Consider the following 14,090-nt stretch of genomic DNA (forward strand, 5'->3'; position numbering starts at 1 on the left):
CGCAGGCCTCAGCGCAACCCCAGCCGCGCCTTGAGGAATCCGTACAGCAGGGTCGCGCTCTTGCGGTAGCCATCGGCGGTCAGGTGAACCAGGTCGGGACGGCCCAGGCCGCTGGCCTGCCACGCGGCGATGGAGCACGGCCCGCCCATTTCGGCTTGCCAGTCCCAGAACAGCGCCTTGTGCTGCTGCGCGGCCTGGCGCTGGATGCGGATCACGCTGGCCAGGGGTTGCGGCTGGCGCGCCGCGCAGCTGGACGCGCGGCGCTGCTTGATCGAGTCGGGTGGACCCACCAGCAGGATCACGGCCTTGGGCATCTGCTGGCGCAGCTGCGTCAGGGTGGCGTCCAGATGCGCCTTGTACAGTTCCAGGTCCAGCGTGTCGTCGAAGGCCTCGTTGGTGCCGTAGGCCAGGATCACCAGGTCCGGGCGCAACGCCTTGAGGGTGTCCTGCCAGCCGGCCTGCCATTTGTCGATCACGTCCAGCCGTGCACCGTTGATGCCCAGCGAAGAATAGGTCACACCGGTGTTCTTCTGCCCCTGGATGTACCAACCGCCCAGCATCAGGCCCTGGCTTCCCTGCACACTCAGCTGCACCGGCAAGCCGACGTTCGCCAAGGCAGGTCCCAGACGCCACTGGCCATTGGTCGCCGACAGCAGGCGACGCTGACCGGCATCGGCCACCAGGGTGGCGTTGCGGCTGGCCTGGTACAGCGGCGAAATCCGATAGCGTTGTGGGTCCGGGTCGCGCGCCTGGATCTTCACCCCGGCCCGCTCGACCTGCGGCAACGACAGATAGCCTCCCAGGGGAAAGTGATCGCTGGCCTGATTGCGCGCCGACACCAGTTCCCACTGGCGTCGTTCGCTACTGACGATCACCCGGTCGTTGCGGATCCCTGGCACCGGGGAGGCCGGCACCAGGCCGATGCCGCCATCGCCATAGCGCGCCTGCAGCAAGGTGCGCAGCTCGCCGCTGAACAGGTCGGCCGCGGTGTGCGAGTCACCCAGCTGGACGATGGCGATCGGCGTGCTCGGCGCACGGCGGAACTTGCTGGCCAGCAGGGCCAGGTTGCCGTCATCGCGCACCGGCGCAGCGGGCCGCACGGCAGGCTTGGCGACGGGCGCGGGTGGCGCGCTGGCGCCGGTGCTGCAGGCTGGCAGGGCGCTGACCAGCAGCGCCGCCCCCAGCAGGTGATGCCATGGGCGCATCTCAGTGTCCTGTTGCGGTGAGAACCGGGAAGTTGATCAGCGACAGTACCTGCGCGGCGATCAGTTTCTGGCCGGTGATGGTGAAATGAATGCCGTCGTCGACCCGCACCTTGACCCGCTTGCCGTCCGGCGTCTGCACCGTATACGAGAAGCTGTCGTCGGCATAGCCGAGGATCGGGTTGGCCGAAATGTAGTGCTGGCCGAACTGCGCGGTGCGCTCCTGGTACAGGCCGCTGAGGTAGTGCATGGCAGTGGACAGTCGCGCTTTCTCCATGTTCGGCGGCCCCACCCAGATGACCTGCACGTTGTGCAGGCGCGCCTGTTCGAGGATCGAATCGATCCGCGCGCGGTAGGCCACTTCCCAGTCCGGCGACTTGAAGCGCAGGAACGGCTTGCCCTTGCCCTGAGGCATGTCCCACGGGTCGTTGGGTCCCAGGAAGATCACCATCAGGCGGATCTTCGGATCGCTGGCCAGGGTCTCGGCCACGGTGCGCGGCCAGTCGAAGAAGCCCGGGTAGGCCAGGCCGGTACTCTGCCGGCTGAGGTTGATGGTATTGATCTGGTAGCGTTTGCGCAGGCTGTTGGCCAGGTGCGGGGCGACGCCCTGCATCAGCGAATCGCCGACCAGGAACACCTCGTCGCCGGCCGCGAGCGTGGCCAGGGCGGCCGGGTTCGCCGGGACCGATGCCGGCGCCGGCGTGGCGACGGGTGGCACAGATGCAGTGGACGCAGGCGGCACAGGCGGCACAGGCGGGTGAGTCGGCGACGGCTCCGGGCTGGCTGCCATCGCCGGGGCCATCTGTGCTGCCGCAGGCGCCTGGGCATCGACGGTCACTACGGGCGTTGGCGGCGGCAGCTCCACCACCGGTGGAGCCTCCGCCATCGCGATCTGGCCGTGCAGACTCTGCAGGAAACTGTCGCGGCCTTGCTCCAGTGCGGTGGTCAGCCCAGCGCCCAGGCGCCAGGTCGAGGACTGTCCCAGCCAGGGCAGCTCGCAACTGCGGTGGTACTTCTGCTGGCAGTACAGGCCGATCGAGTCCTGGTTGAGCCACAGCAGCAAGCCGGTGGCGACCACCAGTGCGTAGAGGGTGCGGGCCGCGCCCATCAGCACCGGCACTGTACCCTTTTCAGAAGCTCGCATAGATGAACCCCGGCACGCCCGACTGCGATGCGAAGATCACCAGTGACACGAACAGCGCCAGCGGCAAGGGGTAGATGGGCCAGGGCAGACGCTGGCTGGCGGTGAACCCCTGGCGCAGGGCGGCCAGCCATAGCGGGTAGCTGGCGATGTACAGGACGCAGGCCAGCAGCAGCACACCGGTGCTCGAATCCAGCCCCGCCAGACTCACCTGGGCGATGTCGCCAAGCATTTCCCAAGCGCCGTCCAGGGTGGGGCTGCGGAAGAAGATCCAAGCGAACGCGACGTAGTGGAAGGTCAGCAGCCGGGCCAGCAGGTCCGCGCCCGGCAACCGGGAAAACCCAGGGCACCATTGCTCGAACAGCTTGTACACGGCCAGGCCTACGCCGTGCAGCGCACCCCATAGGACGAAGTTCAGGCTGGCGCCATGCCACAGGCCCGAGACCAGCATGGCCAGCAGCATGTTCAGGTTGCCGCGCCACACGCCAAGGCGGTTGCCACCCAAGGGAATGTAGATGTAATCGCGGATGAACCGCGACAGGCTGATGTGCCAGCGCCCCCAGAAGTCCTTGAGGTTGCGCGCGGCATAGGGCGCGTTGAAGTTGTCGGGCAGACGGAAACCCAGCAGCAGGGCGATGCCAGTGACCAGGTGGGTGTAGCCGCTGAAGTTGAAGTAGATGAGCAGGCTGTAGCCGTAGACGCTGAGCAGCACCTGCTCGGGGGTGAAGCTGCCGGGCGTCTCGAACACCGGATCGACCCACTGGCTGCCCAGCCAGCCGCTGAGCAGGAACAGCTTGACCACCGCCAGGGCGATCAGCCCCAGCGCCCGCTGCGGCTCCAGTACCTGGCGCATCGCCGTGGGCCGAATCTGCGGCAGCAAGTGCGCGGCGCGGTTGACCGGGCCGGCGATCAGGCTGGGGAAGAAGGCCAGGTACAACGCCAGGTCCAACGGTGCCGCGGAGTCCATTTCCCCCCGGTTGATCGACACCAAGTAGCTCACCGAATGAAACGCATAGAATGAAAGGCCGATGGGCACCAGCAACTCCAGCACCGGCAGCGACAGTTGCAGGCCCAGGCTGGCGAATGCACCCTGCACGCCAGCGGCGAAGAATTCCTGGTACTTGAACAGATAGAAGCAGCCCAGCACCAGTGTCAGCATTAGTGCCGCGTTGAACCAGCGCCCTGGCCGGCGTGCGGCCAACAGGCCGAGCAGATACACCGACAGGCTATAGCCGAGCAACACGTACAGCGATTGCAGGCTGAAACTCGCCACCAGCGCATAGCTGGCCACCAGCAGCAGAAGATTCTGCAGGCGCAGGCTCCAGCACAGGCACCAGTAGAGGATGAAGAACAGCGTGAAGCACAGGCCGAATTCGATCGAGAGGAAGCTCACAACGTATTCCGTTACGTGACGTCGAGGAAGGGGGATGTCGAAGCCGCCAACACGGCACATCGAAGCGCAGCGGATTATGGCAGAGGGTAATAGGCCGAACAATCGGACGTGGGTTAAAAACGCAAGAGATAAATGAAGAAACAAATGCAACAAAATGCGTCTAAAGCCTGACACCAGATTCGCAGCCCTGATTTGCTCGCCCTGCGCCGCTCTGCTAGTGTCGCGCCGTTGAAACCGCCACCGAGACAGCCGCCATGGCCCGCAAGAAGAGCTCCATCGATTTCGAACAATCCCTCGCCGACCTGCAAGCCCTGGTCGAGCGCCTGGAGACCGGCGAGCTGTCGCTGGAAGAGTCGCTGGCAGCGTTCGAGCAGGGTATCACCCTGACCCGCGACTGCCAGGGCGCCCTGTCCCAGGCCGAACAGAAAGTGCAGATCCTGCTGGAACGTGACGGCGAGCTGGCTGCCCAGCCCTTCGACGCGGAACCGGAGGCATGATCGGCGAGTACCAGGCACGCTCCCAGGCACGCGTGGATGCCGCCCTCGAACCTTTGTTCGTGGCGCCCTCCCCCGAACTGGAACGGCTCTACGCCGCCATGCGCTACAGCGTGATGAACGGCGGCAAGCGCGTGCGGCCCTTGCTGGCCTACGCCGCCTGCGAAGCGTTTGGGGTGGACGCCGAGCGGGCCAATGGCGCGGCCTGCGCGGTAGAGTTGATCCACGCCTACTCACTGGTGCACGACGACCTGCCGGCCATGGACGACGATGACCTGCGTCGTGGCCAGCCCACCACCCACAAGGCTTTCGACGAGGCCTGCGCGATCCTTGCCGGCGACGGTTTGCAGAGCCTGGCCTTCGCCGCCCTGCTCGACCCACGTCTGAGCCCGCAGTCGGACGCCACTCGCCTGGCCATGGTCGGCACCCTGGCCCAGGCGGCGGGGCCAGCCGGCATGGTCGGAGGCCAGGCGATCGATCTCGGCTCGGTGGGCGTCAAGCTCGACCAGCCAGCGCTGGAGTACATGCATCGACACAAGACCGGCGCGCTGATCGAAGCCAGCGTACGCCTGGGCGCCCTGGCCAGCGAGCGTGCCGAGCCCGCTCACCTGCAAGCGCTGCAACGCTATGCCAAGGCCGTGGGCCTGGCTTTCCAGGTGCAGGACGATATCCTTGACGTGGAGAGCGACACCGCCACCCTGGGCAAGCGCCAGGGCGCCGACATCGCCCGCGACAAGCCGACCTACCCCGCGCTGCTCGGTCTGCAAGCGGCCAAGGCCTATGCGATCGAACTGCGCGACCTGGCGCTGGTCGCACTGGAAGGGTTCGGTGAAAAGGCCGAGCCGCTGCGCGACCTGGCGCGCTACATCGTCGAACGCCGTCACTGATACCCGCACCTGTGCACGCGCGCTGTCGAGGCGCGGCGCCGCTATCGCCACCGCGGGTGTCGTCGCGCTGGTGTCATCGGCTTGTAGCGCTCCCGGATCCGCGTCGCACCCGAGCCGGGGCTTGACCATCCGCTCGAATGGGCAGCGTTTCTCCAATGGGGTAAACTGCCGCGTCTTCACACACCTATAACGACTCGCCTGATGCCCACGACGTTTCAAGAGATTCCCCGCGAACGCCCGGTCACGCCTCTGCTGGACCGCGCCGACACGCCCGCCGGCCTTCGCCGGCTGGCTGAAGCCGACCTGGAGAGCCTGGCCGACGAACTGCGCCAGGAGCTGCTCTACACCGTGGGCCAGACCGGCGGGCATTTCGGTGCCGGCCTGGGCGTCATCGAGCTGACCATCGCCCTGCACTACGTGTTCGATACCCCGGACGACCGCCTGGTGTGGGACGTCGGCCATCAGGCGTACCCGCACAAGATCCTCACCGGACGCCGCCAGCGCATGCTCAGCCTGCGCCAGAAGGACGGCATCGCCGCCTTCCCGCGCCGCAGCGAGAGCGAGTACGACACCTTCGGCGTCGGTCACTCCAGCACCTCGATCAGCGCGGCGCTGGGCATGGCCATCGCGGCCCGCCTGCAACGCAGCGCGCGCAAGTCCATCGCGGTGATCGGCGACGGCGCCCTCACCGCCGGCATGGCCTTCGAAGCGTTGAATCACGCCCAGGAAGTCGATGCGGACATGCTGGTGATCCTCAACGACAACGACATGTCGATTTCGCGCAATGTCGGCGGACTGTCCAACTACCTGGCCAAGATCCTCTCCAGCCGCACCTATGCGAGCATGCGCGAAGGCAGCAAGAAAGTGCTCTCGCGCCTGCCCGGCGCATGGGAAATCGCTCGTCGCACCGAAGAATACGCCAAGGGCATGCTGGTGCCCGGCACGCTGTTCGAAGAACTGGGCTGGAACTACATCGGCCCCATCGACGGCCACGACCTGCCCACGCTGATCGCCACCTTGCGCAACATGCGCGACCTCAAGGGGCCGCAGTTCCTGCACGTGGTGACCAAGAAGGGCAAGGGCTTCGCGCCGGCCGAGGTCGACCCCATCGGCTATCACGCCATCACCAAGCTGGAGCCGGCGAACAAGCCTGCTGCGCCGAAAAAACCGAGTGGGCCGAAGTATTCGGCCGTCTTCGGTCAATGGCTGTGCGACATGGCCGCAGCCGACGATCGCCTGGTGGGCATCACCCCGGCGATGAAGGAAGGCTCGGACCTGGTCGCCTTCAGCGAGCGATTCCCCCAGCGCTACTTCGATGTGGCGATCGCCGAGCAGCACGCCGTCACCTTCGCCGCGGGCATGGCCTGCGAAGGCGCCAAGCCGGTGGTGGCGATCTACTCGACCTTCCTGCAACGCGCCTACGACCAACTGATCCACGACGTGGCGGTGCAGGACCTGGACGTGCTGTTCGCCATCGACCGCGCCGGCCTGGTGGGTGAAGATGGCCCGACCCACGCCGGCAGCTTCGACCTGTCCTACCTGCGCTGCATCCCCGGAATGCTGGTGATGACCCCCAGCGACGAGAACGAACTGCGCAAGATGCTCAGCACCGGCTACCACTATCACGGCCCTGCCGCCGTGCGCTACCCGCGCGGCACCGGCCCCAACGCGCCGATCAACGCCGACCTGGAACCGCTGGAAATCGGCAAGGGCGTGATTCGCCGCCAGGGCGCGAAGGTGGCGGTGCTGGTGTTCGGCGTGCAACTGGCCGAAGCGTTGCAGGTGGCCGAGCGCATCGACGCCACGGTGGTCGACATGCGCTTCGTCAAGCCACTGGACGAGGCGCTGGTGCTGCAACTGGCCGCCAGCCACGAACTGCTGGTCACGCTCGAAGAGAACGCCATCATGGGCGGTGCCGGTTCGGCCGTGAGCGAGTACCTCTCGCGTGAGGCACTGGTCAAGCCATTGCTGCACCTCGGGCTGCCGGACCTCTATGTCGAGCATGCCAAGCCCGAGCAGATGCTCGCCGAATGCGGGCTGGACGCAGCCGGCATCGAAGCCTCGATCGCAGCGCGGATGGCCAGCCTGGGCCTCTGAGGCTCGCCGGCACGCGCTGTGCACGCCAGTGAGAGCGGCGTCTGGCCGCTCGGATGCGCCCGCAGTCGCTAGCAACACTGGCTCGCTTGCGCGATCATCGCGGGTCGCTGCGCCCGCCCCATCGCGAATGAACTCGCGGCCTGCACCTGGCAAAGGACCCGCCATGAATATCCCGACCCTGGCCACGCTGCTGTGCGCCCCCACCCTCCTGATGGCGGCCGAACCGTCTCGAGACGACGCGCTCAAACTCTCCGACACCCTGGTCACCGCCAACCGCCAGGTGGAGTCACGCGACAGTACCAGCAGCGCGAACACCGTGCTCACCCGAGACGACATCGACCGCCTGCAACCGAGCAGCGTCACCGATCTGCTGGCCCGCGTGCCAGGTGTACAGGTCGCGCCGAGCGGAGGCCGGGGCAGCCTGCCCGGAATTTTCATCCGCGGCACCAAGACCGCGCAGAGCCTGGTGCTGGTCGATGGCGTGCGCATCGCCAACGCGACGTCCGGCGACAGCGGCCTGCACTACCTGGACGTCGATCAGATCGAGCGCGTCGAAGTACTGCGCGGCCCGCGTTCAGCGGTGTATGGCAGCGATGCCATCGGCGGTGTGATCCAGATCTTCACCCGTCGCGCCAGTGGTCCCGGCCTGCACCCTCGACTGCGCCTGGCCGCCGGCAGCCGGCAGACCTACCAGCGCAGCCTCGGCCTGTCCGCAGGCGACGGGCAGACCCGCCTCAACCTCGGCGCCAGCCTGGACGAAACCGCCGGCATCGATTCCACCGGCCCTTCCTTCGCCAGCGATGACGACCACGACGCCTACCGCAACCGCACCCTCAATCTGAGCCTGAGCCATGTGTTCAACGAACGCTTCGAGGCGGGGCTGAACCTGCTGGACAGCCATGGCCGCAGCGAGTACGACAATCCGTTCGGCCTGTTCGACCCGGACACTTTCACCAGCAGCGGCCAGAAGCCCTACACCGACTTCACCGTCAGCAGCCTGGGCTCCTACCTGGACGCCCAGCTCACTGAACGCTGGCACTCGCGCCTGGAGCTGGCCCACAGCGAAAACCGTGATCACAAACGCGACACGCTCAGCGACGATGGCAGCGTGTTCAACACCTACCGCGACCAGGTCACGTGGCAGAACGACCTGGCCCTGGATTCGGCCAACGACCTGACACTGGGCGCCGATGGGTACCAGGAGCGGTTTCACGGCAGCACCCGTTTCGATGAGGACAGCCGTTACAATCGCGCCGCGTTCGTTCAGCATCGCTACCACGGTGAACGGTTCTCCACCGAGCTGGGCGTACGCCACGACGACAACCAGCAGTTCGGCGGCCAGACCACCTGGAGCGGCAGCCTCACCCTGCCGCTGAATCCGGATAATGAGATCCTGCTGTCCTACAGCGAAGGCTTCCGCGCGCCGACCTTCAATGACCTGTACTACCCGCAGTTCAGCAACCCGAACCTCGATCCCGAGCGGTCGAAGAGCTATGAGGTGCAGTGGCGCAGTCAGCCTGGTGCCGACACGCGCCTGGAAACCTCGCTGTACCGCACCGAGTTGCGCGATGCGATCGTCTTCGGCGCAGATGCCACGCCGCGCAACGTCGCCTCGGCACGCATCGATGGCGCGGAGGTGAGCCTCACGCAGGATTGGGGGCCTTGGCGCAGCCAGCTCGGCCTTGCCATGATCGACCCACGCGATCGCGACAGCGGCCACACCCTGGCCCGTCGTGCCCGGCGTACCGCCAGCCTGGACCTGGACCGGCACTGGGAGCGCTTCACCCTGGGCGCCAGCTGGCAGGCGGTCAGCAGCAGCTTCGACGACGAAGCCAATCGCAACCGCATCGGCGGGTATTCGCTGTTCGGCCTGCGTGGAAGCTGGGCGGCAAGCGATGAGCTGAAGCTGGAGGCCAAGCTCGACAATCTGCTGGACAAGCGCTACAGCCGCGCCTTGTACAGTTATGAAGGTGACGCTCGAGGCTATCGCGAGGAAGGCCGCACCTGGCTGCTGAGCCTGACCTGGACACCGGCGCTGTAGCGGCCAGGCGCAGCCCCTGAGTCAGTCGGCCACCGTGTCGATCAGCGCACACAGACGTGCGGTGGCTTCGATCATCTGCCCACTGGGGCGCTCCAGCCCCTTGTCCGGCAGCACCAGCAGCCGCTTGCCAGCCACGGCAGCGATGCCAGACCAGGCCTCCCACTTGCGCAACTGCGCAGCGTCGCCGGCCACGATCAGTTCCGGATCGCGCGCCAGCACCGACTCCACGCTCACCTGCGGGGCGGGCTGTGGGAGTTCGGCGAACACATTGCGCGCACCGCACACCGCCAGCGCATCGCTGATCACCTGCCCACCGCCGACGGTGTACAGCGGCTGGTCCCAGACCTGATAGAACGCCCGCAGGGGTCGCTGACGGTGATGACGCTGGCGCAGCTGCGCCAGGTGCGCGCGCAGCCCACCGGTATAGCGCTGGCCCGCTTCAGCCCGGCCCAGGCGCACTGCGATGGTCTGAATCTGCTCGATCACTTCATCGAGCGTGTGGGGTTCGCCGCTGAAGGTCGCGATGCCCAGCTCGCGCAATTGCTGACGCTGGGCCGGCGGCACGCTGCCGGGCCAGACCAGCAGCAGATCAGGCTTGAGCGCCAGCAGGCGTTCGATGTTCAGTTGGCCATAGCGCCCAACCGATGGCACACCCTGCACACGCGGTCGCGGCTCGCCACCGTCGACCACCCCGACCAACAAGTCCTGGGCATCGAGCTCCAGCATGATCTCGGTCATCGATGGCGCTAGGCTCACCACCCGCAGAGCGGCGTGTGCCTGCACGCCCAGAAGCAGCAGCAGACACAACAGCCCGGCACGCATCAACGCGAGACCCGACTCACGCCTGAGGCACTTCGCCCTGATGGCGGTTGCCCATCATATGGCCGAGCTTGTCGGCCTTGGTCGCCAGGTACAGGCGGTTGTGCGGGTTCTGCCCGGTGTGCAACGGCACGCGCTCGGCCACGGCGATGTTCATGTCGGTCAGCGCCTTGACCTTGCGCGGATTGTTGGTCATCAGGCGCAGCGACTTGACGCCCAGGTGCTCGAGCATCGGCAGGCAAATGGCGTAGTCGCGCTGGTCGGCGGCGAAGCCCAGGCGCTCGTTGGCCTCGACGGTGTCGGCGCCCCCGTCCTGCAGTTCGTAGGCGCGGATCTTGTTCAGCAGGCCGATGCCACGGCCTTCCTGGCGCAGGTACAGCAGCACGCCGCGACCTTCACGGGCGATGGCCTGCAGGGCCGCTTCCAGCTGGGAGCCGCAATCGCAACGCTGACTGAACAACGCATCGCCGGTCAGGCATTCGGAATGCAGACGCCCGAGCACCGGCTCGCCGTCGGCGATATCACCCAGGCTCAGCACCACGTGCTCACGGCCCGTGGCCTGCTCGAGAAAGCCATGCATGGTGAAGGTCGCGAAGGGCGTCGGAAGTTTGGAGGCGGCAACAAAGACGACGGGCACGTTGTGCTCCTGAATAAGTAGGACATTTCGATGGGCGAGATTGTATCAGCAGCCCGGCGGCCATGGGCACGCGGATATTCGAGGGGTGGGATCGAAGCGTTCGATGCATTCCAGCCAGGCGAGCCCTATTGCGGCTGGCTGTCCGTCTTGAACGGGTAAGGCTGCTTCCAGCGTTGGAAGATCGGCTTCAGTTCACCGCTTCGGACCAATTGCTCCATGCGTCGGTCGAACAGGTCCCGCAATTGGGTGCCCCGTGCGCTGTCGGTGAACGCCAGGTACAGCGGCAGTTCGACCAGATGGCTGCGACGAAAACGCGAAGGCTGGCTGGCCTGCTCCAGGACGTAGTCGACCTCGGTCTGGGCGTCGATGTAGTAATCCACGCGATCGTGTTCGAGCATGGGCAGGATCCCTTCGCGTCGCTGGATCTCGCGGTAGTTGTCGACGCCGGGCAGATAGCGGTGGAAGTCGTAGCCGCGCACCCACGCCAGGCGCGATCGGCCGATGTCGGCGAGCACCGGCAGCGGTTTGTCGGCCAGGCTGAGGGCGTAGATATGGTCCATATCGAAGTGCCAGCGGGGATAGAGGCTGTCCGGGTCCTCCTGCTTGTACGAGCCCACCCAGGCATCGGCTTCGCCGCGCTTGACCAGGCCGATGGCACGGCTGTAGGGCGCGGTCTCGGGCAGTACCTTCACGCCCGCGGGTTCGAAGACCTTGCGCAACACGTCCCAGGCCACACCGCTGCCGTCGGCGTTGGTGTAGTCGATCCATTGTTCGCTGACCAGGCGCACCTGGCCAAGCGGCTCGGCGGCCCGGGCCATGCAGGCGACGACACTGAGCATCAGTGCCAGCAGTACAGTCTTCATGACCATGGACCCGCTCCCTGTATCAGGCTACTGCCCAGACCAGTACCTGCATGCCGAGCCAGGCGAACACCCCGGCGAGGACGTCGTCGAGCATGATGCCCACGCCGCCGTGTACGTGGCGGTCGATCCAGCGGATCGGCCACGGCTTGAGAATGTCGAAGAAGCGGAACATCAGGAACCCTGCCAGCAACCACTGCCAGCCCTCGGGCACCAGCCACAGGGTGATCCACATCCCGACCATTTCGTCCCACACGATCCCTTCATGATCGTGCACGCGCAGGTCGTTCGCCACTTTTCCGCACAGCCAGAAGCCGAACAGCATGGTGATGCCCAGCAGCAGCCAGTAGCCCCAGTCCGGCAGCATCTGCCACAGCGGGATGAACGGCAGCGCCACCAGCGAGCCCCAGGTGCCCGGAGCCTTGGGCAGAGTGCCTGAGCCAAAGCCGAAGGCGATGAAGTGCCACGGGTTGCGCCAGACCGAGGGCGGGACGAACTCCGCAGGCACCTGATTGGGGTGGTCGGTCACGGTGTCTCCCTGAAATGTTGGTAGCCCCGTTGCAGCGGGGTGACGTCATGGCCCTGGCGATCCCGCAGGACCACGCCTTGTCCTTCCAGGACGCGGCCGATGACATGGACACGAAGGAAGCCCGGCAGCACCAGGGCTTGCAGGGCCGCAGGCGCGATGGTGAAGGCCAGTACGTAGTCATCGCCACCGGTCAGTGCAGCCTGGATCGCAGCATCGCGACCCAGTAGCGCTTCCAGTTCGGTAGATACCGGCACCTGGTGCTGGTTCACTTCCAGCGCCACGCCAGAAGCCTTGGCGATGTGGCCACAATCGGCGAGCAGGCCATCGGAGATGTCCAGCGCGGCACTGGCATGGCCCAGCAGCCACTGGCCGAGGGTCAGTTGCGGCATGGGCGCCCAGTACCGTCCCAGCAGCACACGGGCCAGCTCCGGCGGGGCTTCATGCTCGCCGAGCACCAGCGGCAGGGCACCGGCGGCCGCACCCAGGGTGTCGCCCACGCACAGCAGATCACCGGGCCTGGCGCCATCGCGCCGCAGGGCCTTGCCGGCCGGTACCTGGCCGAACACCGTCAACGTGAGACTCAAGGGGCCGCGGGTGGTGTCACCGCCGATCAGGCTCATGCGGCAGCGATGGGCTGCCCGGCTCAGCCCTTCGCTGAACCCCTTGAGCCACTGGGCGTCGACCTCGGGCAGGGTCAGCGCCAGGGTGAAACCGATGGCCTTCGCGCCCATGGCCGCCAGGTCGCTGGCGGCCACTGCCAGGGCACGCTGGCCCAGCAGCGACGGATCGCACACTGCCGGAAAATGCACGCCGGCCACCAGGGTGTCGGTGGACACCGCCAGTTGCTGGCCAGCGGCCAGCTCCAGCAGCGCGCAGTCGTCACCGATCCCCAGTACCACGCCCTGGCCCTCGCCATGCAGCGCGCAGTGCGCCGTGGCGAAGAAGCGGCGGATCAGCTCGAACTCATCCATGGCCAGGCTGCGCCGACATCAGCGCTTGTTGGCCTTGACTTCGGCTTCGCGCAGACTCGGCGCGAGCTTGTCCAGCACACCGTTGACGAACTTGTGGCCGTCGGTGGCGCCGAAGACCTTCGCCAGTTCCACGCCTTCGTTGATCACCACGCGATACGGCACGTCGATCCGCTTGATGAACTCCCAGGTGGACAGGCGCAGCACGGCCAGCTCGACCGGGTCGAGTTCATCCAGCGCCAGATCCAGGCAAGGGCTCAATACGCTGTCGATCTCGCTCTTGATGGCCGGAACGCCGTGAAGGATTTCACGGAAGTAAGCGCCGTCGATGTCGGAGAAATCGTTGTCGACGCGGAACTGCGCCTCGATCTCGTTAAGCGAATGCTGAGCCATGTGCCACTGGTAGAGGGCCTGGGTGGCGAGCTTGCGCGCTTCGCGACGCTTGGCGCTCTTGGACGGCTTGCCGGCCTGCCCAGGGTTGGGATCGCGCGGGTTGAAACGATCGCTGTCGTCGCTAATCACTTGGCCTCCAACTGCGCCAGCAGGCTGACCATTTCCAGAGCCGACAGGGCCGCTTCGGCGCCCTTGTTGCCCGCCTTGGTGCCGGAGCGCTCGATGGCTTGCTCGATGGAGTCGACGGTGAGCACGCCGAAGGCCACCGGAACACCGAACTCCATGGACACCTGGGCCAGGCCCTTGGTGCACTCGCCCGCCACGTATTCGAAGTGCGGGGTACCGCCGCGGATGACCGCACCCAGGGCGATGATCGCGCTGTAGTCGCCTTGCTGGGCGACTTTCTGCGCCACCAGCGGAATCTCGAACGCGCCCGGGGCACGGATGAGGGTGATGTCGCTTTCGCTGACGCCATGGCGCACCAGGGCATCGACGGCACCGCTCACCAGGCTTTCGACGACGAAGCTGTTGAAACGGCCAACCACCAAGGCATAGCGACCTTTGGGGGCGATGAAGGTACCTTCGATGGTCTTCAGGGTCATTGCGGTAGTCTCATATTAAAGAGCGAG

General features: G+C 66.2%; 14 protein-coding genes. 4 read left to right on the forward strand and 10 right to left on the reverse strand.

The window, feature by feature from the left end; genetic code table 11:
- Positions 1-8: 8 nt before the first annotated feature.
- From IAE34_RS18575 to IAE34_RS18585, 3 genes are read right to left on the reverse strand one after another with little or no spacing between them, the layout of a single operon-like run.
- A complete protein-coding gene (locus tag IAE34_RS18575; RefSeq protein WP_200140441.1) occupies positions 9-1,205 on the reverse strand; it encodes an SGNH/GDSL hydrolase family protein in 1,197 nt (398 codons plus the stop codon).
- A gap of 1 nt (position 1,206) precedes the next feature.
- Positions 1,207-2,346 carry an SGNH/GDSL hydrolase family protein gene (locus tag IAE34_RS18580; RefSeq protein ID WP_200140442.1) on the reverse strand — a complete coding sequence of 380 codons (1,140 nt, stop codon included), beginning with the start codon at positions 2,344-2,346 and terminating at the stop codon, positions 1,207-1,209.
- Positions 2,333-3,736 carry an MBOAT family O-acyltransferase gene (locus tag IAE34_RS18585; protein WP_200140443.1) on the reverse strand — a complete coding sequence of 468 codons (1,404 nt, stop codon included), beginning with the start codon at positions 3,734-3,736 and terminating at the stop codon, positions 2,333-2,335. Before IAE34_RS18585 ends, IAE34_RS18580 begins: the two co-directional genes overlap by 14 nt.
- A 254-nt stretch (positions 3,737-3,990) precedes the next feature.
- Here IAE34_RS18585 and IAE34_RS18590 point away from each other — a divergent pair, with 254 nt between their 5' ends.
- The 4 genes from IAE34_RS18590 (at position 3,991) to IAE34_RS18605 (ending at position 9,255) form a co-directional block, all read left to right on the forward strand.
- Positions 3,991-4,233: an exodeoxyribonuclease VII small subunit gene (locus IAE34_RS18590; protein ID WP_200140444.1), complete on the forward strand. Its 243-nt coding sequence runs from the start codon at positions 3,991-3,993 to the stop codon at positions 4,231-4,233.
- The gene (gene ispA, locus IAE34_RS18595) at positions 4,230-5,117 is read left to right on the forward strand and encodes a (2E,6E)-farnesyl diphosphate synthase (RefSeq protein ID WP_200140445.1); all 888 of its coding nucleotides are present in this window, start codon (positions 4,230-4,232) and stop codon (positions 5,115-5,117) included. The genes IAE34_RS18590 and ispA overlap by 4 nt, the downstream gene beginning before the upstream one ends.
- A gap of 201 nt (positions 5,118-5,318) precedes the next feature.
- The gene (gene dxs / locus IAE34_RS18600) at positions 5,319-7,214 is read left to right on the forward strand and encodes a 1-deoxy-D-xylulose-5-phosphate synthase (protein ID WP_200140446.1); all 1,896 of its coding nucleotides are present in this window, start codon (positions 5,319-5,321) and stop codon (positions 7,212-7,214) included.
- 163 nt (positions 7,215-7,377) lie between these two features.
- Positions 7,378-9,255, forward strand: a complete 1,878-nt coding sequence (locus IAE34_RS18605) for a TonB-dependent receptor domain-containing protein (protein ID WP_200140447.1) — start codon at positions 7,378-7,380, stop codon at positions 9,253-9,255.
- A 21-nt stretch (positions 9,256-9,276) separates the two neighbouring features.
- On the opposite strand, the gene IAE34_RS18610 is transcribed toward IAE34_RS18605, so the two are convergent.
- The 7 genes from IAE34_RS18610 to ribH form a co-directional block, all read right to left on the reverse strand.
- Positions 9,277-10,077: a cobalamin-binding protein gene (locus IAE34_RS18610; protein ID WP_200140448.1), complete on the reverse strand. Its 801-nt coding sequence runs from the start codon at positions 10,075-10,077 to the stop codon at positions 9,277-9,279.
- Positions 10,078-10,093: 16 nt separating this feature from the next.
- Complete coding sequence (gene ribA, locus IAE34_RS18615; RefSeq protein WP_200140449.1) at positions 10,094-10,711, reverse strand: GTP cyclohydrolase II; 618 nt, start codon at positions 10,709-10,711, stop codon at positions 10,094-10,096.
- Positions 10,712-10,836: 125 nt separating this feature from the next.
- Entirely contained in the window at positions 10,837-11,580 is a 744-nt protein-coding gene (locus tag IAE34_RS18620) for a substrate-binding periplasmic protein (protein ID WP_200140450.1), read from the reverse strand.
- A 16-nt stretch (positions 11,581-11,596) separates the two neighbouring features.
- Positions 11,597-12,100, reverse strand: a complete 504-nt coding sequence (locus IAE34_RS18625; RefSeq protein ID WP_029614515.1) for a phosphatidylglycerophosphatase A family protein — start codon at positions 12,098-12,100, stop codon at positions 11,597-11,599.
- Positions 12,097-13,071 carry a thiamine-phosphate kinase gene (thiL, locus tag IAE34_RS18630; RefSeq protein ID WP_200140451.1) on the reverse strand — a complete coding sequence of 325 codons (975 nt, stop codon included), beginning with the start codon at positions 13,069-13,071 and terminating at the stop codon, positions 12,097-12,099. The genes IAE34_RS18625 and thiL overlap by 4 nt, the downstream gene beginning before the upstream one ends.
- 18 nt (positions 13,072-13,089) lie before the next feature.
- Complete coding sequence (gene nusB, locus IAE34_RS18635; protein WP_200140452.1) at positions 13,090-13,590, reverse strand: transcription antitermination factor NusB; 501 nt, start codon at positions 13,588-13,590, stop codon at positions 13,090-13,092.
- The gene (ribH, locus tag IAE34_RS18640) at positions 13,587-14,063 is read right to left on the reverse strand and encodes a 6,7-dimethyl-8-ribityllumazine synthase (RefSeq protein ID WP_029614513.1); all 477 of its coding nucleotides are present in this window, start codon (positions 14,061-14,063) and stop codon (positions 13,587-13,589) included. Before ribH ends, nusB begins: the two co-directional genes overlap by 4 nt.
- Positions 14,064-14,090 lie beyond the last annotated feature (27 nt).

The organism is Pseudomonas sp. S30 (assembly GCF_016518545.1).
GTDB lineage: Bacteria > Pseudomonadota > Gammaproteobacteria > Pseudomonadales > Pseudomonadaceae > Aquipseudomonas.

Bases quoted from the DNA above. Each gene is read 5' to 3' on its own strand.
- IAE34_RS18575 (WP_200140441.1), bottom strand. From the start codon at position 1,205: ATGCGCCCATGGCATCACCTGCTGGGGGCGGCGCTGCTGGTCAGCGCC.
- IAE34_RS18590 (WP_200140444.1), top strand. From the start codon at position 3,991: ATGGCCCGCAAGAAGAGCTCCATCGATTTCGAACAATCCCTCGCCGAC.
- thiL (WP_200140451.1), bottom strand. From the start codon at position 13,071: ATGGATGAGTTCGAGCTGATCCGCCGCTTCTTCGCCACGGCGCACTGC.
- IAE34_RS18605 (WP_200140447.1), top strand. From the start codon at position 7,378: ATGAATATCCCGACCCTGGCCACGCTGCTGTGCGCCCCCACCCTCCTG.
- IAE34_RS18580 (WP_200140442.1), bottom strand. From the start codon at position 2,346: ATGCGAGCTTCTGAAAAGGGTACAGTGCCGGTGCTGATGGGCGCGGCC.
- dxs (WP_200140446.1), top strand. From the start codon at position 5,319: ATGCCCACGACGTTTCAAGAGATTCCCCGCGAACGCCCGGTCACGCCT.
- IAE34_RS18610 (WP_200140448.1), bottom strand. From the start codon at position 10,077: ATGCGTGCCGGGCTGTTGTGTCTGCTGCTGCTTCTGGGCGTGCAGGCA.
- ispA (WP_200140445.1), top strand. From the start codon at position 4,230: ATGATCGGCGAGTACCAGGCACGCTCCCAGGCACGCGTGGATGCCGCC.
- IAE34_RS18620 (WP_200140450.1), bottom strand. From the start codon at position 11,580: ATGGTCATGAAGACTGTACTGCTGGCACTGATGCTCAGTGTCGTCGCC.
- ribH (WP_029614513.1), bottom strand. From the start codon at position 14,063: ATGACCCTGAAGACCATCGAAGGTACCTTCATCGCCCCCAAAGGTCGC.